We start from the raw sequence: 24,668 nt of genomic DNA, 5'->3' as shown, positions 1-24,668 counted from the left end.
GAAATAGTGTTTATTCTTTAATATCTTTGGTATAATTAAGATAAAGAAACTAATATCAATATTGGAGTGATATTATGGGAAACAGAGTATTAGAGATTGAAGATATAAAAAAAGTGGTGAATAAGCTTGCAATTGAATATGGCGTTGAAAGAGTATATTTATTTGGTTCTTATGCTAGAGGAGATGCTAGTCCTAAGAGCGATATTGATTTGAGAATTGATAGGGGTGAAATTAAAGGCTTATTTCAGTTATCTGGATTTTATTTGGAGTTAGAAGATGCCTTAAATAAGAAAGTTGATGTTGTAACAACCGATAGCCTTGATAGTAGTTTCCTTGAACTAATTAGCAAGGAGGAGATAGTTGTCTATGGACATTAGAAATAGGGACATAAATATAATAAAGAGAATAATAGAATATTGTAATGAGATAAATGAGACTGTAAAATATTTTGGGGATGACCTTGATAAATTTAAACTTAATAATATTTACAGAAATGCAGTTTCAATGTGTATTCTTCAAATTGGTGAATTAACTGGTTCGTTAAGTGAGGAGTTTATGGATGTTCATAACAATATCCCTTGGAGAAATATCAAAGGGATGAGAAATATAATGGCCCATAAATATGGTAATATCGATAAGATGGTAGTTTGGGAAGCCGTTAAGTATGATATTCCTAGTTTAAAAAATAATTGCGTTAAAATTATAGATGGTGCAAGTGAAATAGAGGATAAATAATTAACAATAATAGGGACTAAGGAAGCTAAAATTGATAGCTTCTTTTTTATTTTAATAAGGAAATAAGTTATTTAAAAATATTGGCTAAAAAAAGAAGGAATTTGGAAAGTTTTGTTGAATAGTATATGGTAGTGATTGGTAGGAAACTTGCTATACATTATTCAAATTAAAGTTAATTAAAGAAAAAGGGGAATAAGTATGATTAGAGATTACGAACAATCTGAGATTGATGAAATAATTAGGATATATACATTAGAATACAAGGCAATGCCTGAAGAAATTGAAGCTTTAAAATCTGCATCTAAAATCTTGGTATATGATAATAATGGAATTCAAGGGTTTATGCATTTAGTTTTGGATGGTAGTTATTGCTATATGGAAATGGGCGTTATATCTAATGAACTAATAAGACCTGTGGGCTTAAAACTATGGGAAGGAGCTAAAAAACTTTTTACAGAGAGATCTATAAATTCTATTAAAGTTTTTCATGTGAAAGATAACATAAATTGGCAACAGTTATTTGATGAAATTGGATTTGAATATTGGTATTCTGTATATCGTTTTGAATATAAGGGAGATGGATTTAATGAACCTGATATTCGTGCAGTAAAATATGAAGACAAGTATTACGAGGATAAGATAAGGCTTGAAAGTGAATCCTTCTCAGTATTAAGAAGGGAAAATGATATTAAACCATATAATTGGTATCTAAGTGCGAGTAAAGAGGCGATTGAAAATAATAGAAGAGCAACACTTCAAGAAAAAGACAATATTTATCTATTTTTTGAAAACAATGAAATTGTAGGAGCCTCAATGGTTAAAAATGCTGAGATTGATTTATTATTTGTTAGTATCAGGTACCAAGGCAAAGGTTATGGTAAGAAAATTTTAGAATTTACAATAAATAGAGGTTTAGAACAGAATCCAACAAGTGTGAATTTGAATACATTAGCTAGTAATGAAAAAGCACTAAAGCTATATGAAAACATAGGATTTAAAGTTGTACAAGCACAAGATGCTAGAAAACTAATTATTAAATGATATGCTTCACATGTGAAACAGTAGAGACACTTCACCTAACAATATATTTGCGCAAGGGTGCACTCGGGCGTAATCTTAGGGCATTGTGCACCATATCCCTTCACCTGGAGCAGAGCCCCAATATGGGGTAATGCATTGGTCCCGTTCAGGGATATCGCAAATACGGAACATTAATTGATATCCAAAAGTTAGTAAAAATTAAATTGTTGATTTAAAACTTATTAAGTATAATTGATAGACGATTTTTCATAGGCAAAGGGGGAGAGAAAATGCATAATGGGATATACTTTGAAAAGTATCTTTCTGAAGCTGATTTTGAATATTATTTACAGTTAGTTTTAAATGAAAAAGTAATGGTGATGAATTATGGAAGGGTATTTTCATTAGAGGAAGCAAATTTAACTTATAAAGGAATATTGAAAAACAATGTGAAGCATGAAGACTTTGGATATTTCAAGGTTTTTAATAAGAATAAAAACATTTTTATTGGATTAGGTTCGATAACAATAAATAACGAGTTAACAGAATCAGAAATTGAATATATGATACTCCCAGAGTACTGGGGCCAAGGATACGGAAGCAAAATTATATATGAGTTACTTAAAAAGGCTGAAAAGATAAAGACGATAAAAAAAGTGATTGCAATAACAGATCCTAATAATTTAGCATCGAAACAGATATTGGTGAAAAATGGGTTTATATCGTGTAAGGTATTTGAAATTGATGATGGTTCGATTGTAGAAGAGTTTAGTAAAGAAATTATTCATATAGTATAGTGCCAAAAAATGGGGTTTAGTAGTATGCTCTAAATACTTGGGACAAGAATTGAAACTATGTATTTTTTAGTAAGTAATAATTGAGAGCTTAAAGCTTAGGGACATCAGTAAGCAGGAACATTACAAGACACCTTAATATCAGAACAGATTTTCAGGAGGAAAAAGCATGGAACAAGTAGTATTTAGAAATTCAAGAAACTTAAAATTAGTTGGAAATCTATATCAATCCAATTCAAAACATATAATCATAATGTGCCATGGATTTATGTCGAATAAGTATTCAAGAGGGCGTTTTGAAAAGCTTGCCATAGCTTTTAACGAATGTGGTTTTAGTGCTTTAGCTTTTGACTTTAGTGGTTGTGGAGAAAGTGATAATGATAGTTTGACTATTGAAAAAGAAGTAGATGATTTAAAATCTGCTATTTTATATATAAAATCAAAAGGGTATGAAAAAATTGCATTATATGGATACAGTCTTGGAACTCTAATTTGCTTGAAAAGCTATACTCCTGAAATAATAACAATGGTTTTATCAGGAGCTTTAACTGGTTCTATGAAATATAACTGGAATGAGTTTTTTACAAAAGAACAAATGGAAGAATTGAAGGACAAAGGATATATAACAGAAAATATTTCTGGAGAAGAAAGAGAGACGATAATAATAGATAGAAAAATATTAGAAGGATTTGAACTAATTAATCAAAATGAATTATTGAGAAAAGTCAAATGTCCAGTATTACTAATTCATGGAGATAATGATGAAGAAGAAATTTTACTTTATGAAAGATCAAAAGAAGCAATTGATTTACTCTCAATAGATTCTCAAATAGAAGTTATTAATGGAGCAGACCATAGTTTTCTTAATCATCTTGATACATTGGTTAATTTGACAGTAGATTGGTTTAAGAAATATCTTTAATAATATATTTTTGATGAGTAACATAAGATTTAAGTGGTCAAGGTATCCTCTAACAAAGCATGATCGTTCGTGCTAGCGTTCAAGTTTTTACAGTCTTGTTGAAAAAAGGTTGAAAAGAGAGACATATATTGAGGAACTGCATATGGATATTTTGAAAAATGTTGCGATATAGCAGTAGCAGTATTCAAGGAAAAATCAAGGGGGAAAGTTGTGAAAAGGTTAAAATTTCTTATTTTATTTATGGTAATTATTTTGATATTGTGGAAATTGTTATCTAAGGAAGATCCACATTTAAAAGGATTTTATCAAAGTGAAATGATTGGGAATCATATTATTCAAATACAAATTCGAGAAGAAGATAATAGTTTTATTGAATGGATTGATAATAGAGAGGTTGACAAAGGAACTTATGAAAAAGTTAATGCAAATTTATATAGAATAAAAAGTAACAGGCAAAATTTTGAAGTAGAATTAAACGATGATAATTTTTTTGAGATAGCTATTAGTAAGCTAAATGATGGGAAACCAATTAACATGAAAAATGTTAGTAATAATGATACACTCTTTAGTTTTGGGGATAAATTTGATGATTTAGATGAATATAAAGCTTTACTAGATTAAATATAGTTTAGAGTATTAAAAATTGCTATTAAGTTAGCAAAGATTATTTATATAACAGAAAGAGGTGTATTTATGAAGAAGCCTAAATATAAGAGTGACTTATTAGCATTTATATTTTTGTGTTTAGGATTGGCATTTATTATCTTTGGTTGTTTAAGCTTTGCAAATATTATAAAACCCACAGCGCATTCACTTGTGCAAGACCAGATTTTGTTAGGACAAATATTTTGTTTTTTGGGAACAACTTTTTGTGTTATACAAGCAGTATTCAGAATTTTTAACTATAAACAAGCAAAGTTACATAGTGAATTAATTTCAACTGGAACTAAAATTGTTGGTACAGTAGAAAGAATATCTTTACAAAAAGGGACACAGTTTGGTAAAAAACCACCGTTCATAGTTTACTATACCTATACATATAAAGACAAAAATTACCATAGTAAAAGTTACTTGTTATGGGATAAACCAAATTTAAGTAATGGTGATAAGATTGATATTTTTGTTAATGACATTGGGCAATCAACATTCGAATTCTAGTATTTATTATAAGTATAATATGAAGTTGCTAAAATGATAAAATTAAATTATGATGGATAGCCCAGTAGCTTACACTAGTCCTACACATAACAACATGTTCATTCAAGGGTCTTAGTGGGAACATTCAAGGAGCAAGTCAGACTACATCACTTCTCCGGGTGCGAGCACTCCCAAGGTGGTCTAGCTTTTAGGTCCGTTTCATCGATGTCGTGAGCATAGAGATTTTATAAGACATAGTGATTTAGTTTGTGAAATCTCAACAAAATATTATTGGTATAGTAAGAATAGATTAATGGAAGGAAGGAAGGAAGTAAATGATTAAAAGAATAATGATAGATGATATTCATGTTATTTCAGAGTATATCTGGGATGTATATCAAGATGAAAATAAAAGGACTACCCCTCCATATCAAGATGCAAAAGATATTGAAACTCATCTTTCAAAATGTTTGCAGTATAAAAGCAGTCATCTATTAGGGGTTTGGGAAGAAGATAATCTTGAAGGAGTGGCTTTAATACTTGTAGATGAAAATGATCAATCTCTTAATGTACAAGGTCCTTATATTCATAAATCCCATAAATACAGAAAAATTGCATCAGAGTTGATGGATTATATAGAATCTAACTTCAAGGGCTTTAAATGCTATATTGGAACTACAAAACCAAATGTGCTTTCACAAGAATTTTTTAAATCTCGCGGCTTTTTATGTACTGATGATACAATTCAAATGTCAGTTACGAAAGATGCATTAGTACCGATTGAACCTCAGTTTAACATACAACTTCTAAGTGAAGAGCGAATGGAAGATTATAAGGACTTTCATGACAATCAGTATCATGATTATTATTGGCTTTCAGATCGTATTTATGGAGTTATGGATAGGTGGAAGGTTCATATTGCATTAGAAAACAACAAAATTATAGGTAGTATATTTACCATGAAGCAAACAGAAGATTCAGGTGAGATATACGGTTGTAAGGTTCTAGATCCTTACAAGAACAAACAAGTGTTGGCTGAACTGTTTTATATTAGCACCAAAAGTTGGATGGATGAAAACTTAACAAAAATTTTCAATTTCGTACCTGAAGGCTTAGAAAGTGAAAGTGCTGCTTTAGTTGGATATAAAGGCTATGATACCTATATGTGTTTCTTTAAGGGAAAGGTATAATTATATTGTTCCTGTAAAGAGGGCAATAATATTGTAAGAGATACAGGAGCAGCAGAAACAATAAATTAACCAGATAATGTAGACAAATAAGTAAAAATCAAAGTCTTCTATGAGATAATTATCTAAATAGATATATAATAAAACCAAAATGAGATTAGGAGGATTAATATGGATAATGTTAGAGGTGGCATAACACTAATATTAATTGGTTTCTTTCTTAGTTTTATAACATATAAAAAATATAGTTTCTTTTGGGATTTTTTTAACACAAAATTATTACGTAAATATTTAGGAAATGAAGTTACATCTGTAGCTTTATATCTTGTAAGCATTGTACTCATCATTGCTGGCTTCCTTGTATATAAAGGCATAGTTCAATAACATTTGTATGGGCTCTAAATAAGAGAATAACCAGGAGGAAATTAATGATGGATTATATAAAAGACAAAGGGATAAAAGTTTATACAGATTATTTGCAGATTAAGAGACGCGTCGGGCAAACCAGACATTAGATGAAAACATTATATATTAAGTAATTTGAAAAGTACTAGAATGGAGGTTGTAATTTGGAAGGAATATCAGAAATCGAATTTAAATTGTGTAGGTGGGAGGAAATTCATAAAATTGTTAGTGATTATCTAAGAAAGAACAACATTGTGGTTGATTCCTTTTGGGAAGACCATGTTCTTGAAAGCAATCATTATAAAATGACTTTATGTAATGAAATTGTTGGGTATTTCTCTATTCATGAAAGTTCTACAATCACACTGTTTAATGTTTTTAATCATTATGCAAATCAATCACAAGAGCTATTTGCTAAAGTCAAGAAGTATGAATCAGTTACAAATGCAATGATTGTAACTGGTGATGAATTTTTCCTTAGTCACTGCATTGATAGTTTTGCAAGAATTGAAAAACAAGCATATTTTGCAGTTTATACAGATAAGGAAATAATTAAAGAACGTCAGAAAGTATTGCAGTTAAGGCTTGCAGACATTGATAATGATCATCAGATATTGAAACTAAGCGGCGATTTTCTAAACGGGGAAATTGAAAGCATTCGGAAGGGACTTGGTTTTCTAAAAATATACATAGCTGAGTATAATAACAAGGTTGTTGGTTTCGGTGTTATTCAATATGGAAGAGTTATAGAAGATGTTGCCAGCATAGGTATGTATGTTTGTGAAGAATACCGTTGTCAAGGAATAGCAGCAAATATATTACAAAACCTGAAACACATTGTCCAAAACAATGGATTTAGAGCATTTTCAGGGTGTTGGTATTATAATCACAACTCGAAAAAGAGCATGGAAAGTGCAGGGGCTTATTCTAAAACTAGACTAATTAGATTTTACTTCTAATATACTTTTATTGATTATATGAAATAATAAAATTTTTACCTAAAGGCAAATTGGAGTTGAGATTTTAGAAGATGTAGAGCCTTATTTAAAAATCATAGATTCATGTTTTTCTATTAGATACTTTTATGAAGAAAGAAATTTATTATTTTGATGAGAGAGGTTAGAAGGTATGTATAAAAAATTATTAAATATTAGTTATTATATTGGTTTTATACCATTTCACTGGTTATTTAATGCTATTCAACATAGAAAACCTAGGAAGAATTATCATTACTTACAAGCATTAGCTATAAACTTTCTGCTATTCTGTAGTTTTATAATCTTTTTTATTTGTTTTAGTATACAAACATTTATAGTGTATTTTTATCGTAATCTTGCATTAACTATACCAATGGAGCTTTGTTTCTACATATTGGGTTGCTTATTATTTATATGTTTAATCATTTGGCTAGGAGGAATTGTTAGTGCAATAATTGGGCGTGATCCGAGAATATCGCTATTTTCAAATTTTACTCATACAAGGTTTTCAACAGTATTAACAGCATTCCATCACTTTCTAATTATATTGATAATTATAGTAGCAATTCACTCATCTTCTATAGCTCAAACAGAGGTAGAAGGAGCAGAGATATTTCTATTATATGATGATATGGGGTATATACCAAGGTGGGTATTTACTCTTGGATTTTATTTTGATTCAACTATCGCTATTAATCGTTGGGGAGGCAATAGTGTTGCCGTTGTACCCTTGAATAACAATACAATAGATTATGCTTTGGAGAATGGACGTTTTATATTTGTTGCATCTCATGGATCAGAAGGGTATATAATACTTCAAGATAACATTTTCTATGGACCTGAAAATGTTGAGAGTAATAATATAAGTGCAAGTCTTCAGTATGTTTATTTATCAGGTTGTGATACAGGATTAAAACGAGATGAATGGGAGAATGCACTGAGTCCCGCATCTGTTAAAACATTTGACCGTTTATCTACAACTTTTGAGCATTTTTATTGGTTGATTATTAAGGGACCTAAAGTTATTAATTCTTTGATTTAGTTATTATTGAAATAGTATGAAATTATATACAAATCAAATAAGCAATTCAGAAATTTAAAATATTGATTATAAGTGAGAAAATTTACTCAATTATTAGTACTGAGTTTAAAATAAAGGGTGCAGGAATTCCAAGGAGTAGCAAGATTAAATAGAGACTAACAACGATAAGAGTGATGAAGAGAAGCTAGAATATAGCTTCTCTTTTTACACAAATAAGGTTAAAAGCTATTTTCACCACTTAAATAAAAATATTAACTAATAAAAGAAGGAATTTGGAAAGTTTTGTTGAATAGTATTAGTGGTAAAACCTTTAGAAAATATATTGTTGGGAGAAAAGGGATATGAGTAAGATAGATAGAGACATGATAATTAATTTAATTAAAGATAGGTTTATTTCTGTGAAGGAAGTACATGCATATTGGTTAGAAGGTGCAGATGGATTAAATGCCGTTGATAAATATTCAGACATAGATATTTGGCTTGATGTAGAAGATGGGTATGAAGATAAAATTTTTCAGATTGCTGAAGAGGAATTTTCTAAGTTAGGAAAGTTGGATTTTAAATTCAATGTAGATCATAGTCACCCTAAGATACATCAAAACTACTACCATATTGAAGGGTCTAGTGAATATCTGATAATTGACTTCTGTATACAAAGCCATAGTAGAGATAAGGATGAGGTTAGATTTGTTGAAGGAGATATTCTAGAATTTCCTAAGGTAATATTTGATAAATCAGGTGTTATCACAATAATAAAAGATTATGAACAGGTAGATATAAATTTAATGCAGAAAGCCTTAGATGAAATCAGGAGTAAATATAAGCAGCATTCAAGAGTATTAAAATATGTTGAGCGTAAGAACTATCTTGAAGCTTTTATTTATTATCTTAAGTATGTAGCTGATCCTCTGGTTGAATTAGTTAGATTAAAATATACACCAAAGTACTTTGATTTGCATTTAATACACATATCTAACCATATACCTGAAAAAGATAGGAAGCTGCTTGAATATTATTATCAAATTTCTTCACTAAATGATATTCAAGTAAAAACTGTAGAAGCAAAAGAAGTATGTAAGAAGTTAATGAGGGAAATTGGAGAAATATACAAATTGAAATGATAAAAGACTATTGTAGAATTATCCTATAACATAGACTTAGTAGACATTGGAGTTGTTCTATGGGTCTCCCTATGTAAAAGAATTGTTTTCAAATTCTAATTAAACTAAAGTGGAGGGTGGTAATATGGCTGAAAATATATTGATTCAAAACAAAAAAAGTTGGGATGCTATGGCAGATAGCTGGTTCGGTACAACTGCATTGCCTACATATGGTTGTCTTATCCCTACTGAAGATGAGTTAAAGCTATTTCCTGATATACAGGGTAAAAAAGTACTTGATATTGGTTGTGGAAGTGGGCATTCACTAAAATGGTGTGGAGATAAAGGTGCATCTGAGCTTTGGGGGCTTGATATGTCAACAAAGCAAATTGAAAATGCAAGGAATTTTTTAAATGGAAATGGTTATACAGCAAAATTGATTAACTCTCCTATGGAATCAGACTGTGGAATACCAAATGAATATTTCGATGTGGTATATTCAATCTATGCTATTGGTTGGACTGTAGATTTGCAAACGACATTTAATAATATTGCCACATACCTCAAAAAAGATGGAATTTTCATTTTCTCATGGGATCACCCACTTATGCGCTGTGTTGATATTCAGGATGAGAAAATTATTTTACAAGGAAGTTATCTTAATGAACATATTTTTTCTTATATTCAACGGGGAAATCCAGTCACACTTAGAAACCGCAATATGTCAGCCTACATAAATACTCTTGCAAAAGCAGGATTTATGATTGAACAACTTGTTGAAGAAACTAACAAAGAAACTTTAACACGATCAGTAGATTTTTCTTCTGAATATTACTCGCCCTACAAAGCCCAGAAGCTTCCGCTGTCGTTCATCATAAAAGCAAGGAAGATTTAGAGTAACAAAAGTTATGTGAAGAATTTTTAGAGTGGAGATGATTAAGTGGATTTAAAGGATATGGATATATATAGTTTTTATGAAAATACAGAAGAGGATATGAGATTGAAAAGAACAAATGTGAATAGAATAGAATTCTTAACAACAACCAGATATTTAGAAAAAGCAATAAATCCAAATTCTAAAATATTAGATGCCTGTGCTGGTACTGGGGTTTATGCCTTTTATCTGGCCTCAAATGGTCATAAAGTTACTGCAGGAGACTTAATTGAAAAAAATGTAGGTTTAATGAAAGATGTCCAAGAAGAAAACAAGTTACTTGAAAAAATATATAAGGGTAGCATTTTAGATTTATCAGAGTTCGATGATAATACTTTTGATGTTGTCTTAAATCTAGGATCATTTTATCATTTGATTGATGCCCATGAAAGAAAACTATCTATTGTTGAAAGCTTAAGAGTATTAAAGCCAAATGGTATATATGCGGTATCATACATAAACAGATATGCAAACATCATTAAATATAGGGATATCTGTGTAAAGGATTTTAGAATGCTTTATGACTATCTTGAGAAAGGGTTTCATTCAAAGAATAGTATTTTTTATGCCTCCAGCCCAGAAGAAGTTGAATCAACTCTTAAAAATGAAAATGTAGATATGATTTATAATATTGCAACTGATGGTTTAAAATTTGTAATTCGAGATACTATAAACAATTTGAGTGATTTAGAATTTGCCAAATGGATGGATATGCATTTTAAAACATGTGAAGATAAAAGTATAATTGGAACAAGTGAGCATGGATTATTTATTGGAAGAAAGAAGTAGAATTAATTACTGAGTTATTAATAAGTTAATATATTTATTTACAGAGAATTGTTCATCATATTAGACTCAACATTATTCTAATTACATAATGAAGTAAATACAAAATCATTGGAAATCATGAATTACTGTGTAAAGAGGTTAGATTAATATTAGAACATATGGTAGTTTTAGTAGATGTTGAAAACTGTTTTAAATGAGAATATATATTAATGCAAGATATAGAGAAATTGAGGGGGTAAATATATGGATGTAACATATATAGTTGAGAGAATTAATGATCTTTTTAATGTAACAAGCAAAGAAATCTATTTTAGCGAGTCTGGGATAACATACAATGCAGATAAAAAAGTTAAAAAAATAGGATATTGTGTTAACTTAACTCTTGAAACTATAGAGGAAGCAAGAATTTATGGAGTTGATATGATGATCACACATCACGATGCATGGGATGAAATCTATGGATTAAAAGAGGCGTGTGTAAATAAACTAGCAGAGTATGGCATAAGTCACTATTATAATCACTTACCACTTGATGATTGTGACTTTGGAACAAACGAAAGTTTATTGAAAAAGTTAAATTTTAAAGATATTAAAAAAACCCATGAGTGGGAAGGTTTATATTTTGGGAGAGTCGCAGAATATGATGAAGAAATAGGATTTTATGAATTAGTAAAAAACATTGAAGAGCTACTTGAAGAACCAGTGAAATTTTGGCAGTTTAATGACAGAAAGGTGAAGCGAGTAGGCTTAGTCTGCGGTAATGGAGGTTCAACAGCTGCTCTTAGGGAATCCGTTGAGAACAAGTGTGATTTATATATTACAGGTGAACATAATTTGTATACCATTCAATATGCTAAGTTTAAAGGGATAAATCTTATCATTGGGAGTCATACTTTCACAGAATTCTTTGGAATTGAAAGTTTAGCGTTAAAGTTGAATGAGAGTATAAAAGAACTAGTAGTAGTAAAACTCAATGAAGAGCATTATGAAGCTAATATAAAACCGATAATAAATGTGCAATAAAAGTATATGAGAGAATAGGATATAAAAAGTTAATTCTTTTAAAAGAATATCGGAAATTGGAGAGATGGATTTTTGGGTTATGGTTTTATGATGAGAAAGATTTAGCATCAAGTCTTATGATCTTTGTGAAAGCTGATGGACTTTTCAAGCCTCAGCTTGTTATACATAATTATCTATTAAAAAATGGGGGATATGTGAAATGAAGATATTAATAATCAACGGCAGTCCACATAGAGGTAATACTTGGCGATTAACAGAGAAAGTAAAAGATTACATAGAAGCTTTTGATGATACAGTAGAATTTGATGAGATACATTTAACCGAATTGAGTATTCCTTTCTGCATAGGTTGTAGTTTGTGCTTTAGAAAAGGACATAGCTTTTGCCCTCATAATCAATATATCCAACCCATCATGGATAAAATTGCAGAATGTGATGGGGTAATTTTTGGTGTTTCTTGTTTTCAAGGGGCTATTCCTGCCATTGCAAAAAACCTTACTGATCATTTAGCATTTTTACTTCATCGTCCAAGATACTTTGATAAAAAGGCTTTAATTATCTCAACTACAGGTGGTGTTTCTGCAAATAGTACTACACAATCTTTAGCCAATACTCTACCAGGATGGGGATTTAATAAATGCTATCAATTGCCCATAGTTGCATTAAGTTGGAATGACTATAAGCCATCAGAAAAACACATCAAAAAGGTTTATAAAATTTCTAATGCATTTTATATGGATTTAAAATCAAAGAAGCTTCATTCTCCGAAGATTGGAGTTTTAATTCCTTTCAATTTATTTCAAGCCATGTGTGATGAATATGCGCCTGGAACAGAATACGAAACACAAGACGGAGTTTTTTGGAAACAGTATGTTGGTATGAGATATGCTTCAGGAATACCACTACCTATACATAAAAAAGTATTTGGAAAACTAGTTTATAGAATTGGAAAATATCTTTCACCAAAGATGATTGTGACATACAAAAAATGAATATAATTTATCAGAAATCAACTTAGGGAGTTACTGGGATCAGAGGCAAATATTATATAACAATGCATGTCCACAATGACACAGAGCCTAATCTTAAGATATTGTACAGCAATAATGAAAATTTATGATATCAGAGATATTCGCTTGGGACTTGTTTGATAAAAATAGTTTAATAAGAGGAATTACAATTTTTCAAGAAGGGAAGAAGTAAGATGAGGATTACAGTTTTGCATGGGCAAATGCATAAAGGGAGTACATATAATATTACGAGACTTTTTTTAGACAAGCTTTCAGATGCGGGTACGGAAATAACTGAATTTTATATGCCAAAGGATGCGCCATCCTTCTGTATAGGATGTTTTAATTGTTTTACAAAGGGAGAGGAGCAATGTCCACATTCTGATAGTGTTCAACCAATTGCAAAGGCTATTGAAGAAGCTGATCTACTAATTTTAGAATCACCTTGCTATGTTTTCGGAATGACTGGTCAACTTAAGACATTTCTTGACCATATGGGCTACCGATGGATGGCACATCGCCCTCATCCTAAAATGTTCAGCAAAATTGGATTGGTTATCTCCACTGCTGCAGGTGCAGGTACAAAAAGAGTAACAAAATCGTTGCAAGATAATTTGTTCTATTGGGGAGTACCTAAAATTTATAGTTATGGTAAAAATGTAGGTGCTCTAAGCTGGGAAACTGTAAAACAGGAAAAGAAGCAAAAAATTGAAAAAGAAATTACTCAAATAGCTAGCAAAATTTCAAAACAGATTGGCAAGACAAAACCAGGAATAAAAACAAAGTTAATGTTTCAGATTATGAGAATGAGTCAAAAAGCAAACAACTGGAATCCTACCGATAAAGAACATTGGTTAAAAAACGGATGGCTTGATACAAGAAAGCCTTGGTGAAAATTTATATAGTTGAGGGTTTAAAGAAATCAAAGGAGGAGTCTATATTCATATTCTTTTGCTAGAACTAAAGGAACATTTAGAAATTAACCATAATAATATATTTGAAGATAGCATAAATCTACTTAACAAATATAACAAGGATATAGTTGTTAGACACTCCAAAGGTGTAGCAATTGAGGCAGAAAGACTTGCAAATATATTTGCAGAAAATCATGAAAATGCAAGAGTATCTGGTATTTTACATGACATTAGTGCAGTTATTTCAGATGATAAAAAGATTGAAGTTGCTGAATCTTTATACATAGATATCTTACCAGAGGAGAGAGAATTTCCTTCAATCATTCACCAGAAATTATCAAAAGAAATCGCAAAGATAATATTTGGAATAGCAAATGAAGAAATTCTAAATGCCATTTGTTGTCACACAACTCTAAAGAGCAATCCAAGTCGATTAGATATGATTCTGTTTGTTGCAGACAAGCTGAAATGGGATCAAGAAGGAATACCACCATACTTAAAAGATATACAAGAAGGTTTAAGTGAATGTCTGGAAAAAGGAGTGTTTGCTTTTATCAAATACCTATATGAAAATCAGCAAAACCTTAAAGTTTTACATCCTTGGTTAGTTGACTCATATAATTATTTTAATGAATTACTAGGGATAGAGTAAAATATAATTAAAAGTATTTCAACAAGGGCACGGAGTCATTTCATGGATGTTGAAAAGAGTGATATATTAAGGAGTTGGCTACGACATATTTGTAGTTTATTGCGAAATAGAAATGAGGAGGAATTAGTTTGAGTTTAAATAATTATAGAGATGAAGCAGGAGATTTTCTTGAAAAGATAGGAGCAAAGAATAGCGACATTGATGGAAAAGTTAAAATGCTTGAGGACGAGTTTAATATATTAAAAGAGTTTATAAATGAGCCAAATAGGATGAATCATCAAGTATACGATATGTTATTTTTATTATTTGAAATTGCCTATGAAGCAAATTTTGATATTGATGCTGAATGGAATAAGGGTAGAATACGAAAGCAGAAAAAGTATGTTGAACAGATTTTAAATGATTAATAAATCGCATACTTTATTTTTAGCATGGCAACGGTAGATTTTTAATCACTAATAAGATGCAATTTTAAACAGCGCATTTGGAGGGGTTTTATGCTAGACAAATCTATGCAATATTATGATGTACTTATGAAAAGAGAAATAGGAGTAATAATTCCTAATCCATCACTTCCACATGGTTTTAGATTTAGTTTTTTTAAATTAGGGGATGAAAAAAGTTGGGCAGAAATTGAAACTTCAGTTGATGAATTTGAGGATGTAGATTCTGCTTTAAGGTATTTTCAGGATATATATTTACCACATTTGGATGAACTTGAACAAAGATGTATATTTGTTGAGGATGAGAAAGGGATTAAAGTTGCAACGATTACAAATTGGTGGAATTATACTGAGCAAAAGCGAGATCCTTGGATACATTGGATGGCAGTTCGTCCACAAAATCAAGGTCTCGGATTAGGTAAAGCAATTGTATTTAAAGCAATGATGAATACAAAAAAAATCGAAGGGAATAGAGCTGTCTATTTACATACGCAAACATGGAGTTATAAGGCTATAAACATTTATAAAAAGGCTGGGTTTAACATAATTTCAGAATGTGGGCTAGGAGGATATGAAAATAAAAATTATGAAAAAGCTCTTCTAGTGCTTGAAAATTATATTAGGTAATTTTGATTTATATTATTTATTAAATATCTATTTTGTAAATATAATTACAGTTCTGAATGGTGAATGTCTAAAATTGATTGATATTAAGTAATGAATAACAGTAAAAAGCTGCAATTATATTCAAAACCAATAAATAGGAATTTGAACTACAAATTATTATATTTTGACTAATTAAAAAAGAAGGTGAATATATGAGAAGAGTAGATATATATTTCGAGAATACTGTCTTACCTATGATCAAAGCCCAATATCCTGCTGTTTATTACGAAATGAGCGTAATGATTCTGGGTTCAGTAGGACTTAGAATCGATGATGAATTATCTGATTTCGAAGCTGCTGTTTATTTGAATGATGAATCTTGGAGTAAGTATGGTAGGGAACTTCAACTATCATTGAATCAATTATTATCTAAGACTAATCAGTGGAAAGCGGAAGGTTCAATTATTTGTGTTCATCCTATATCTTGGCTGCTTGATGGAAATGCAGGTAAAGTTCTTAATAATAAAAATGATATCCCTTGGGAAAACATTGCTTTTGAAACATTGTTTACTATACAGAATAATTTAATAGCTTTTGACCCTAAAGGTGTATTATCCTTTTTACGAGATAATACATCAGAGCAATGTTATCCTTTGAATTTATGGAGAAAGATGCTACTGGTTCAACTTAAACAGTTAATTTTAGAAGACTATTTTGAATTATTAAAAAGCGTTAAACGACATAACTTTGCGGAATCTAGTATTATTTTCGGTAATGTTCTTAATGGAATATATCATATTGCTTTTACCATGACTCAAAGCTATTATCCATGGCGTATTCATCTGGATTGGGCATTTAACAATCTTTCTATTTCCAAATCAGAACTAGCTAAATATATAGAATCACTGTTATCTGAATATGACTGGAATAAAAGAGTTGAGATATTACACGATATAATAGAGTTTTTAAAAGACTATATCAGCCAAAATGCCCTTCTTCCTGATGTTGATTTATTTTCTAAAGATCTTGAAAATGAACTAATATGGTCAGAACGACTATCTGCTTGGAGCAATCCTAAATGGAAAGATTTTGTTTTAAAAAAGCGAGAAGAAGCTATTAAAAACGGCTATTCTCCTAACGAGTTTTGGGTTTGGAGTCTGTGGCCATAACTGTGTCATTTAAGTATAATGCAAAGTCTGCAAATTCTAATATGTAGAGATGAATTAAGTTTAGCAAAATTGTATGTTTTTTATGTCGTACTCTTATTTTTATCTTCGTAACAGTAGTAAAATGTGAAGTTAAATTATTGCAATTAGTAATAATAGGAGGTTATTTAAGTGAAAAAAATAGTTTTAATTATTTTAATGCTTGTTGCGACAATATCTCTATTAAGTTGTTCAAAACAAACTTCAGACACTGCATATAATAATTTAATCACTAGTCTTGAAGAAATGGATTTTAATGTAATTGCAGAAGATGTTGATGAGGATATACTTCAAGGACAACGCAAATGGTTAACTATTAATGAAAATGAAAATATATCTGTTTATCTTTATGAAAGTAATGAAAAGATGGAAGAAGATGCCTCCTATATACATGAAGGGGGATCCAGTTATAATAATGGGGAGAATGCTTATGAAATTAGTTGGGTTTCATACCCACACTTTTTTAAAAAGGACAATATTATTGTTCTTTATGTTGGAGAGAGTTTAGGAATTATAAATGCACTTGAAGAAATTATAGGCTTACAGTTTGCAGGATACACAGAATAAACTATCATAAAGAGTAATATTAATATGTAAATTTTTTATATTTAATGGGGGAAGTGTTTATGAACAGAATAGAAATTTTAAGAGAATATATTGATGAGATAATTTTGAATATGACGGATGATTTCGATCGGAGATGTGCTTATTTACACTTATATGGTGTTGCTCAATTTTGCACATTAATTGCATTGAAGCGTGGAGAGAATGCTGAACTAGCAACAATGGCAGGTATGCTTCATGATATATACACTTATGCTAAAAAGGACCCAAAAGACCATGCACATAAGGGTGCTGTCTTGGCAAGAGAAATATTGACATCATTACAGATAACAAGTGATGATGAAACTAAAATGATTTGCGATGCCATTTATAGCCATAGTGAAAAAGAAGCCGTGCATTCTGATTTTATTGAAGTATTAGTAGATGCAGATGTATTGCAGCATAGTCTATATAATCCTACATTTGAAATTATAGAACATGAAAAGAAAAGATATGAAAAATTAAAACTTGAGTTTGGTATAGCATACTTAATGAATTAAATTATTGTAATACAATTCAAGTGCTTCTTGTAGATTATCAGTTAAGCAACAGAAGTAATTTAAAATGAGGAGAATATTATGCATGAAACAGAGGTAAAAGGTATTTTATCAGCTCAAAATGGAATGAATATATACCGTAGATGTGGTCATGGCTGTATTTATTGAGATTCAAGAAGTAAATCGGGATTATTTCTATATAAGGCTAGGTGAACATTTTCCAGGAATGAAGGCTCTATATATGGAAAGTTATAAGTATGCATATGAGATACCAAGTCGTAACAATGATAGATTGATGAATATGCTGAAAACAACCTGTAGATTCCATGGTATATATAATATTGAAGAATGTTGGACCAACAATGTATATCAGTATAGGAGAGTGATTTTGATGATAAATAAAATTTTTATTCCATTTCCAAAATTAGAAACAGAAAGATTAATTCTTAGGCAAGTTGATGATGAAGATGTGGAACCATTGTATGAAATGTTAAGTGATATTGAAGTAGCAAAATACGATTATTTTTATCCAGTAACATCAAAAGCAGAGGTAATGAAGTTTATAGAACGATATAAGAAGGAATTGGAGGAAAATGAAGAAATTACTTGGGGAATTATATTAAAAGGGACTAATAAGTTAATTGGAACATGTTGCTTAGGAGACTTTGATGAAGGTGCTAGAAGAGCTGAAATAGGTTATGATATAACTCAAGGAGAATGGAGTAAAGGATATGCAACAGAGGCATTAGGAGTAGTTATTGATTTTGGATTCAACCTTATGAATTTAAATAGAATTGAAGCTACAATAACACCTGGAAATGATGCATCTGTTAAAGTATTAAGAAAACTAAATTTTGCTCAAGAGGGAATAGTCAGAGAAAGAGATTTAATAAAGGGAAAACTAGAAGATGGAATTATTATGTCAATCTTGAAGAGAGAATACATAAGAAAAAGTGTAGATTAGATTCTAATTTATTTGGAGTTTTAATCAATCTAGAATCAGTTATCTATATTATATAATTGAGAATTAGAACATTTAAAAATATAATAAAGTGAAAGAATAATTTTGTTTCTATATTTAAATTTGCTTTTTCAAAGAATCTATTATAATATAAAAATATGATTTTCAGCTAGATAATAGATTTACAAAGGTGGTGTTGTTTTGCTATACTTAAGAATTACACAAGCAGATTCTCCATGCAAAGTCATGCAAGATAAACAATGGTAATTGTTTGTATGGAGTTGATGGTATAATTTATAGCATTCATTCTAACTTATTTATAATTATAAATTGTTTATAATGTAGACTTTGCTTCCTTAGATTTAAATTTTTAAGGAGTGGAGTAGAATGAGATATATTAAAGCAGATAGTATTTTTCCAGAAGAATTATTAAAGCAAATACAGAAATATGTCCAAGGGGAATTAATCTATATCCCCAACCCTGAAGGAGTTCGAAAGAAATGGGGAGAAAACTCAGGTTATAGAGTATATTTAGATCATAGAAATAGTCAAATTCGTGATAAGTTTCTTAGAGGGCTAGATTTAGAACAACTTGCAAAGGAATTTTGTCTTTCTATTGAAAGCATTAAAAGAATTATTTACTCTAAATAAAGCACAAAAAAGATTCATCTAATACTAAAAAGATGAATCTTTTTTTGTTGAGAACTTATATTAATTGTTTTTGATGTATTATGTTCAAGCAATCTTTTATATAATATAGTTTGAGCACCATATTTTGATGGATGATACAATCCTATAGGGAATGATGGTAAGAAAACACTTTACCTTTTTCATATAAAATATTAACTTGAAAAGAAGGAATTTGGGAAATTTTGTAGAATATTATATAACAAGATTTTTAGATAATGTATTTTAGTGAAGAGGTAATTAACTATTAGAATTATTAAAGTGCTTAGAAGATAATCAAAGGGGATGAATGTAATGTTAGAAAAAGTCACTGAAAGAATCTACTATTTAATGAATGAGGATAAAAATGAGAGACCAGCATTAGGAGTTGTTAAAGGTGATAGCTGTTGTTTAGTTTTTGATGCAGGTAATTCTCCTACACATGCTGATATTCTTCTAAAGGAAATTGAAAAGATGAACTTTCCACCAGTAAAGTATGTTGTTGTATCTCATCACCATTGGGACCATATATTTGGAATAGATAGATTTGATGCAATAAAGATAGCAAGTAATAAGACTAGTGAGTTATCAAAGGTCTATAAAGGAATTAAATTAGATGAAAGCTCTTTAGAAACTGCAAAAAAAGATAATATTTTTGATGATATTGCAATAAAGTTAGTGAAAGAGGAATTTGGGAATCAAACTGAATTAAAAGATATACAGTTTGATTTGCTATTTTCAGATGAACTGGAAATAAATCTTGGAGGAGTTACTTGTTTTTTAAAAGAAATTGTAAATCCACATCGAGAAGATGGAACAATTTTATATGTGCCAGAAGAAAAGACAGTATTTGTAGGAGATGCTGCATATGGATGTACTAAAAATGGTCAAAGTTATTTTGATAGTCAAAAGCTAATATCTATGATGGCTGAAATTGGTGCATACGAAGCAGATTATTATTTATGTTCTCACGAATCAATCTGTACAAAAGAGGAAATGATGTGGTATTTTGATCAACTAAAGATGGGTCTAGAAATCACTAAAGGATGCAGTACATCAGACGATGCAATAAGTAAATTTAAAGAGCACTATAATCGTGAACCATCTAATAATGACTTATTCTTTTTACAAACTATCTATGGGTAGAATGCTATCCTAGAAAAGGACTTCTGTGTCCTTTCCTACAATATATTAATGCGGCAGGAGAAGCATTCTCCTGTCGCAAAGTACATTTTTGCTATTTAATATCATTAGTTCTATTATATAGATCTGAAGAAATATTGTTATCTTTATCGTCAAATACTAGATCTAATAATTTTGCATTAGGACCAAATAGTAGTTCTGCTGGTACATTGATAAAGCTTCCTCTAGGTGGAAAGGCTTCGCTGTTTTGATAAAAACCTGTTTTCTCCATGTTTTTTATATTATCAGGCAAGATTGATTGCTTGTTTTCAACAGGTTCAGTATAATAGGGTTGATTAATATTGTCTATATTTTTATCAATCATGTAAATCGCCTCCATTAATAAATAGTATTTACTATATAATAATTAATTATCAAATTATATTTTCTCAAAGAAGTAAGATAATTTTTATGATATAGAGCACATTTCTGTTATTAACTTTGATATATTAAAACCATATATTAATATTATTAATTTTGAAATTAACAATATTAATATAAGTATTGACATTTTTAACAAAAAATACTATTATATTATTAACAAGGGAGGGGATTAAATGAAGGATCTTTTACTTAAACGGAAATCGAGATTTTTTCTGTATATATTGGCCTGTTTTATACCAGTTTTAAGTGATCTGTTGATAAACTTAATTATCTCAATGCTGATTGGTAGTATTGAGATCGGTACCATGGACCACTTTACAAGGGTAGTCTTATTTTCAGCGGGAGTTATTTTATTTACTTCAATAATGTATGTTGTTTCAAGATTTATGCGAATTTCTTTTATGAGGGATACCTTATTGGATGTAAGGCTTGCAGCATTTGATAAGATATTAAAATCATCTTATAAGAGTTTTAGTATGAAGTCAAAAGATAGCTATATTTCAAATTTGATAAATGATATTAACTTATTTGAAAGTAACTTTTTCTTAAAATTGATTAATGTTATATTCAGAGGTGGGATGTATTTAGTTTCATTAACAATAATCACCATTATGGATTATAAATTTGGGATTGCTTCATTTTTAGTATCTATAGTATTGTTTTTTATTAGTAAAGGTTTTGAGAAAAAGACAGTTAGCCTTCAAGAAGATGTATCACAATATAATGAAGATTTCGCTGTTGATATGTCCAATACTTTCAATGGCTTGGAAATACTTAAATTAAATAACATTGAAGACAAATTCCTTTCAAAATCTTTAAATTCTGTAACTAAGCTTGAGAGAAAGAAGTTTAGCTATAATGTATATACAGATAGTCAAAGAAGGGTTATGGAATTCTTAGGATTTGGATTTTTAATAGGATCTATGATTTATTTAGGCGTATTAATGGGGAAAGGCGTATCTCTAACTAAGATAACCTTTATGGTACAATCTGCAAATGGCTGCATATGGAATATTACTTCTATTTTACCTCTTTTCAATGAATTGAAATCATCTGTTAATATATACGATAAAATTACCACAGGTACAGAAAGTACCACAAGTACTGTGGAAAAAGAAAAAGACTTTAAGTTTGATAAGCAAATAGAAGTTAAAAATCTAAACTTTAGTTATGAAGGAAAGCAAGTTTTTAAAGATGTATCATTTAAGATTGAAAAGGATAAAAAGTATTTATTAAAGGGTGCAAGTGGTGCAGGGAAATCTACATTAATTAAATTACTTTCAATGGTTTACGATGATTATGAAGGTGAGATAATAGTAGATGGTGTAGATTATAGGAAGATAAAAGAAAACACTTTAAATGATAATGTTGCTTTTATTTATCAAGATGTCTTTCTATTTGAAGACAGTATATTTAACAATATAGCATTATTTAAACCATATAGTGAAGAAGAAGTGTTAAATGCAGCAGAAAAATCAGGCTTGAAAAACTTGCTAGGGAAGAAGGAAAATGGAATTCAAGAGATGCTAATGGAAAATGGAAAGAACTTATCAGGCGGTGAGCGTCAAAGGATTTCTATTGCTAGGGCAGTAGTTAAGAAATGTCAAATTCTTTTTGCTGATGAAGGTACTTCAAGTTTGGACGAGGAATTGGGAAGAACAGTTGAAGACACTATATTATCTTTAAACAGTACAGTTATAGCAATTTCTCATAGGTATTATGAAGGAATAACAGAAAAGTATGATTATGTATTGGAAATTGTAGACAATAAGATTAATCAATATAATGCAAATGAATACTTTATGGAGGTGGCAATATGAAAAAAACCATAAAGAAATCTTGGCCATATTTAGGATTAGCTTTTATAGTAATGCTTATTGCAATAATATTAGATGGTTATATAACTATTAAAATTATGAGAATAATTGATTCTGCTATGGCAAATGATATGGAGTTATTTAAACAAGAAGCTATAAAAGCTCTTGTGGTTGTAGTAGTATCACTTCCTATAGGTATATTAGCCTCTTATACCAGATCATTATATTTGTTAAAATCCTTGGTGAAAACAAAGGTGGCTTATGTTGAAAAGTTATTTGGAAAAAATATTAATGAGTTTCAAGCTGAAAACAATGCAATGTATTTATCAGCAATGACTAACGATATGAATACCATAGAGAAAAAATACTTAGAGGGAATATATGAAGTGGGATATTGCTTTTTAGGATTTGCAGTATCTTTTATAGTTATAGCCTCAGTAAGCCCTTCTGCATTATTTATAGGGATAGGAATATCTGTTGTATCGGTGCTATTATCAATGGTTGTTGGTAAGCCATTACAAAGACACGAAAAGCATAGATCTGAGTTATTTGGGGGATATACATCTTATATAAAAGAAGTCCTTGGTGCCTTTCAAATCATTAAAACTAATAACTTAAATGAAAAAGTAAAAGAAGATTTTCACAAAAAAAGTGAAGATATTCAGAATAAAGGTTATGTAATAGATAAAATCTACACTTATATCTTAGCCTTGCAAAATTTAATTATGAATTCATCCATCTTTGGCATATTGATTATATCAGTGATTATGGCCATAAAGGGTTCTATCACTGCAGGTGCTGTAATTCTAATAATAAACAATATGAGTAGAGTAGTTTTCCCTTTGATGAATTTATCAGAATGGTTTCCAAAGATATTTTCTGTAAAGTCATTATTTGAAAAAATGGATAATAGCTTAAAGAATCTTGATAATTATGAGGAAACTATTGATATGGATTTATTTAGTAATAGTATAGAACTAAAAAATATTAGTTTTTCTTATGGGGATAATGAAATTTTAAGAGATATTAATATGGATTTAATAAAGGGAGAAAAGTATCTTGTAGTAGGACCTAGTGGTGGAGGTAAGTCAACATTATTAAAGCTACTTAGAAAATACTTCAATCCTACAAAGGGTGAAATATTAATTGATGGGAAGAATTTAAAAGATATTAAAAAGGCTAGTTATTTTAGCAATATATCGAATGTGGAACAGCAGGTGTTTTTATTTGAAGATACATTGAAAAACAATATTACTCTCTATAAAGACTATAGCCAAGAGGAAATAGATCTTGCAATTAAAAGAGCGGGTTTAAGCAATTTTGTAGAAGGATTGCAAGACAAATTGGATACCACGATCTATGATAACGGAAAGAATATCTCTGGTGGGGAAAGGTCCAGAGTAGCCATAGCCAGAGGACTTCTAGCAAAATCAGATATAATATTTCTTGATGAAGCCTTCGCAAGCTTAGATTCTAAAGTAGCTAAAGAAATAGAAAAGACATTACTGGATTTGGATGGTGTAACTATAGTAAATGTATCTCATGTTATATTTGAGGAAACCAAAGAAAGATATGATAAGGTTTTTGTAGTGAAAAACAAGGTGGTAGCATAAGATAAGGGGAATGATCCACATAAAAATGAGTCAAATAATTATTTGACTCAT

Annotated in this window: 29 protein-coding genes; 28 read left to right on the top strand and 1 reads right to left on the bottom strand. The window is 29.9% G+C overall.

Annotated elements, in window-relative coordinates; genetic code table 11:
* The first annotated feature begins 74 nt into the window (after positions 1-74).
* The 26 genes from RIN63_RS08390 to RIN63_RS08265 all read left to right on the top strand — a co-directional run bounded on the left by RIN63_RS08390 (position 75) and on the right by RIN63_RS08265 (position 20,767).
* Positions 75-377 carry a nucleotidyltransferase domain-containing protein gene (locus RIN63_RS08390; protein ID WP_310444269.1) on the top strand — a complete coding sequence of 101 codons (303 nt, stop codon included), beginning with the start codon at positions 75-77 and terminating at the stop codon, positions 375-377.
* Positions 367-735, top strand: coding sequence for a HepT-like ribonuclease domain-containing protein (locus RIN63_RS08385; RefSeq protein WP_310444268.1), 369 nt, complete (start codon positions 367-369; stop codon positions 733-735). The genes RIN63_RS08390 and RIN63_RS08385 overlap by 11 nt, the downstream gene beginning before the upstream one ends.
* 198 nt (positions 736-933) lie before the next feature.
* Positions 934-1,776: a GNAT family N-acetyltransferase gene (locus RIN63_RS08380; RefSeq protein ID WP_310444267.1), complete on the top strand. Its 843-nt coding sequence runs from the start codon at positions 934-936 to the stop codon at positions 1,774-1,776.
* 269 nt (positions 1,777-2,045) lie between these two features.
* Positions 2,046-2,552, top strand: a complete 507-nt coding sequence (locus tag RIN63_RS08375) for a GNAT family N-acetyltransferase (protein WP_310444266.1) — start codon at positions 2,046-2,048, stop codon at positions 2,550-2,552.
* A gap of 166 nt (positions 2,553-2,718) precedes the next feature.
* On the top strand, positions 2,719-3,471 hold the full coding sequence (locus RIN63_RS08370) for an alpha/beta fold hydrolase (RefSeq protein WP_310444265.1): 753 nt from the start codon (positions 2,719-2,721) through the stop codon (positions 3,469-3,471).
* Positions 3,472-3,681: 210 nt separating this feature from the next.
* Entirely contained in the window at positions 3,682-4,092 is a 411-nt protein-coding gene (locus tag RIN63_RS08365) for a hypothetical protein (protein ID WP_310444264.1), read from the top strand.
* A 72-nt stretch (positions 4,093-4,164) separates the two neighbouring features.
* Positions 4,165-4,629 (top strand): hypothetical protein, encoded by a 465-nt coding sequence (locus RIN63_RS08360; protein WP_310444263.1) that lies wholly within the window; start codon positions 4,165-4,167, stop codon positions 4,627-4,629.
* Positions 4,630-4,943: 314 nt separating this feature from the next.
* A complete protein-coding gene (locus RIN63_RS08355) occupies positions 4,944-5,798 on the top strand; it encodes a GNAT family N-acetyltransferase (protein ID WP_310444262.1) in 855 nt (284 codons plus the stop codon).
* Between the two features lie 168 nt (positions 5,799-5,966).
* The gene (locus RIN63_RS08350) at positions 5,967-6,179 is read left to right on the top strand and encodes a hypothetical protein (RefSeq protein ID WP_310444261.1); all 213 of its coding nucleotides are present in this window, start codon (positions 5,967-5,969) and stop codon (positions 6,177-6,179) included.
* 185 nt (positions 6,180-6,364) lie between these two features.
* Positions 6,365-7,159, top strand: coding sequence for a GNAT family N-acetyltransferase (locus RIN63_RS08345; RefSeq protein ID WP_310444260.1), 795 nt, complete (start codon positions 6,365-6,367; stop codon positions 7,157-7,159).
* Between the two features lie 169 nt (positions 7,160-7,328).
* A complete protein-coding gene (locus RIN63_RS08340) occupies positions 7,329-8,219 on the top strand; it encodes a hypothetical protein (protein WP_310444259.1) in 891 nt (296 codons plus the stop codon).
* Positions 8,220-8,560: 341 nt separating this feature from the next.
* Positions 8,561-9,340 carry a hypothetical protein gene (locus RIN63_RS08335; RefSeq protein WP_310444258.1) on the top strand — a complete coding sequence of 260 codons (780 nt, stop codon included), beginning with the start codon at positions 8,561-8,563 and terminating at the stop codon, positions 9,338-9,340.
* 124 nt (positions 9,341-9,464) lie between these two features.
* Entirely contained in the window at positions 9,465-10,214 is a 750-nt protein-coding gene (locus RIN63_RS08330) for a class I SAM-dependent methyltransferase (protein WP_310444257.1), read from the top strand.
* A 45-nt stretch (positions 10,215-10,259) separates the two neighbouring features.
* On the top strand, positions 10,260-11,042 hold the full coding sequence (locus RIN63_RS08325; RefSeq protein ID WP_310444256.1) for a class I SAM-dependent methyltransferase: 783 nt from the start codon (positions 10,260-10,262) through the stop codon (positions 11,040-11,042).
* 243 nt (positions 11,043-11,285) lie between these two features.
* A complete protein-coding gene (locus tag RIN63_RS08320) occupies positions 11,286-12,065 on the top strand; it encodes a Nif3-like dinuclear metal center hexameric protein (protein ID WP_310444255.1) in 780 nt (259 codons plus the stop codon).
* A 199-nt stretch (positions 12,066-12,264) separates the two neighbouring features.
* Positions 12,265-13,056 (top strand): NAD(P)H-dependent oxidoreductase, encoded by a 792-nt coding sequence (locus tag RIN63_RS08315; protein ID WP_310444254.1) that lies wholly within the window; start codon positions 12,265-12,267, stop codon positions 13,054-13,056.
* Positions 13,057-13,268: 212 nt separating this feature from the next.
* Positions 13,269-13,967 carry an NAD(P)H-dependent oxidoreductase gene (locus RIN63_RS08310; protein WP_310444253.1) on the top strand — a complete coding sequence of 233 codons (699 nt, stop codon included), beginning with the start codon at positions 13,269-13,271 and terminating at the stop codon, positions 13,965-13,967.
* 58 nt (positions 13,968-14,025) lie between these two features.
* On the top strand, positions 14,026-14,640 hold the full coding sequence (locus RIN63_RS08305) for an HD domain-containing protein (protein ID WP_310444252.1): 615 nt from the start codon (positions 14,026-14,028) through the stop codon (positions 14,638-14,640).
* A 128-nt stretch (positions 14,641-14,768) separates the two neighbouring features.
* Positions 14,769-15,047 (top strand): hypothetical protein, encoded by a 279-nt coding sequence (locus RIN63_RS08300; RefSeq protein WP_310444251.1) that lies wholly within the window; start codon positions 14,769-14,771, stop codon positions 15,045-15,047.
* 90 nt (positions 15,048-15,137) lie between these two features.
* On the top strand, positions 15,138-15,710 hold the full coding sequence (locus RIN63_RS08295) for a GNAT family N-acetyltransferase (RefSeq protein ID WP_310444250.1): 573 nt from the start codon (positions 15,138-15,140) through the stop codon (positions 15,708-15,710).
* 191 nt (positions 15,711-15,901) lie between these two features.
* Positions 15,902-16,858 carry a DUF4037 domain-containing protein gene (locus tag RIN63_RS08290; RefSeq protein ID WP_310444249.1) on the top strand — a complete coding sequence of 319 codons (957 nt, stop codon included), beginning with the start codon at positions 15,902-15,904 and terminating at the stop codon, positions 16,856-16,858.
* A 168-nt stretch (positions 16,859-17,026) separates the two neighbouring features.
* Positions 17,027-17,461, top strand: coding sequence for a hypothetical protein (locus tag RIN63_RS08285; protein ID WP_310444248.1), 435 nt, complete (start codon positions 17,027-17,029; stop codon positions 17,459-17,461).
* Between the two features lie 59 nt (positions 17,462-17,520).
* On the top strand, positions 17,521-17,997 hold the full coding sequence (locus RIN63_RS08280; protein ID WP_310444247.1) for an HD domain-containing protein: 477 nt from the start codon (positions 17,521-17,523) through the stop codon (positions 17,995-17,997).
* Between the two features lie 148 nt (positions 17,998-18,145).
* On the top strand, positions 18,146-18,958 hold the full coding sequence (locus RIN63_RS08275) for a GNAT family protein (RefSeq protein WP_310444246.1): 813 nt from the start codon (positions 18,146-18,148) through the stop codon (positions 18,956-18,958).
* 384 nt (positions 18,959-19,342) lie between these two features.
* A complete protein-coding gene (locus RIN63_RS08270; RefSeq protein ID WP_310444245.1) occupies positions 19,343-19,606 on the top strand; it encodes a CD3324 family protein in 264 nt (87 codons plus the stop codon).
* Positions 19,607-19,936: 330 nt separating this feature from the next.
* Positions 19,937-20,767, top strand: coding sequence for an MBL fold metallo-hydrolase (locus tag RIN63_RS08265; protein WP_310444244.1), 831 nt, complete (start codon positions 19,937-19,939; stop codon positions 20,765-20,767).
* Between the two features lie 91 nt (positions 20,768-20,858).
* Here the strand turns inward: RIN63_RS08265 and RIN63_RS08260 are convergent, their stop codons facing one another.
* Entirely contained in the window at positions 20,859-21,128 is a 270-nt protein-coding gene (locus tag RIN63_RS08260; protein ID WP_310444243.1) for a hypothetical protein, read from the bottom strand.
* Positions 21,129-21,360: 232 nt separating this feature from the next.
* Between RIN63_RS08260 and RIN63_RS08255 the strand changes: the two genes are divergently transcribed.
* Both RIN63_RS08255 and RIN63_RS08250 read left to right on the top strand, forming a co-directional pair.
* Positions 21,361-23,007 (top strand): ABC transporter ATP-binding protein, encoded by a 1,647-nt coding sequence (locus RIN63_RS08255; protein ID WP_310444242.1) that lies wholly within the window; start codon positions 21,361-21,363, stop codon positions 23,005-23,007.
* A complete protein-coding gene (locus RIN63_RS08250) occupies positions 23,004-24,617 on the top strand; it encodes an ABC transporter ATP-binding protein (RefSeq protein WP_310444241.1) in 1,614 nt (537 codons plus the stop codon). The genes RIN63_RS08255 and RIN63_RS08250 overlap by 4 nt, the downstream gene beginning before the upstream one ends.
* The last annotated feature ends 51 nt before the right edge of the window (positions 24,618-24,668 follow it).

This window comes from Tissierella sp. (genome assembly GCF_031460495.1).
Taxonomy (GTDB): Bacteria; Bacillota; Clostridia; order Tissierellales; family Tissierellaceae; genus JAVKTS01.
This window is presented reverse-complemented; position numbering and strand designations above follow the sequence as displayed.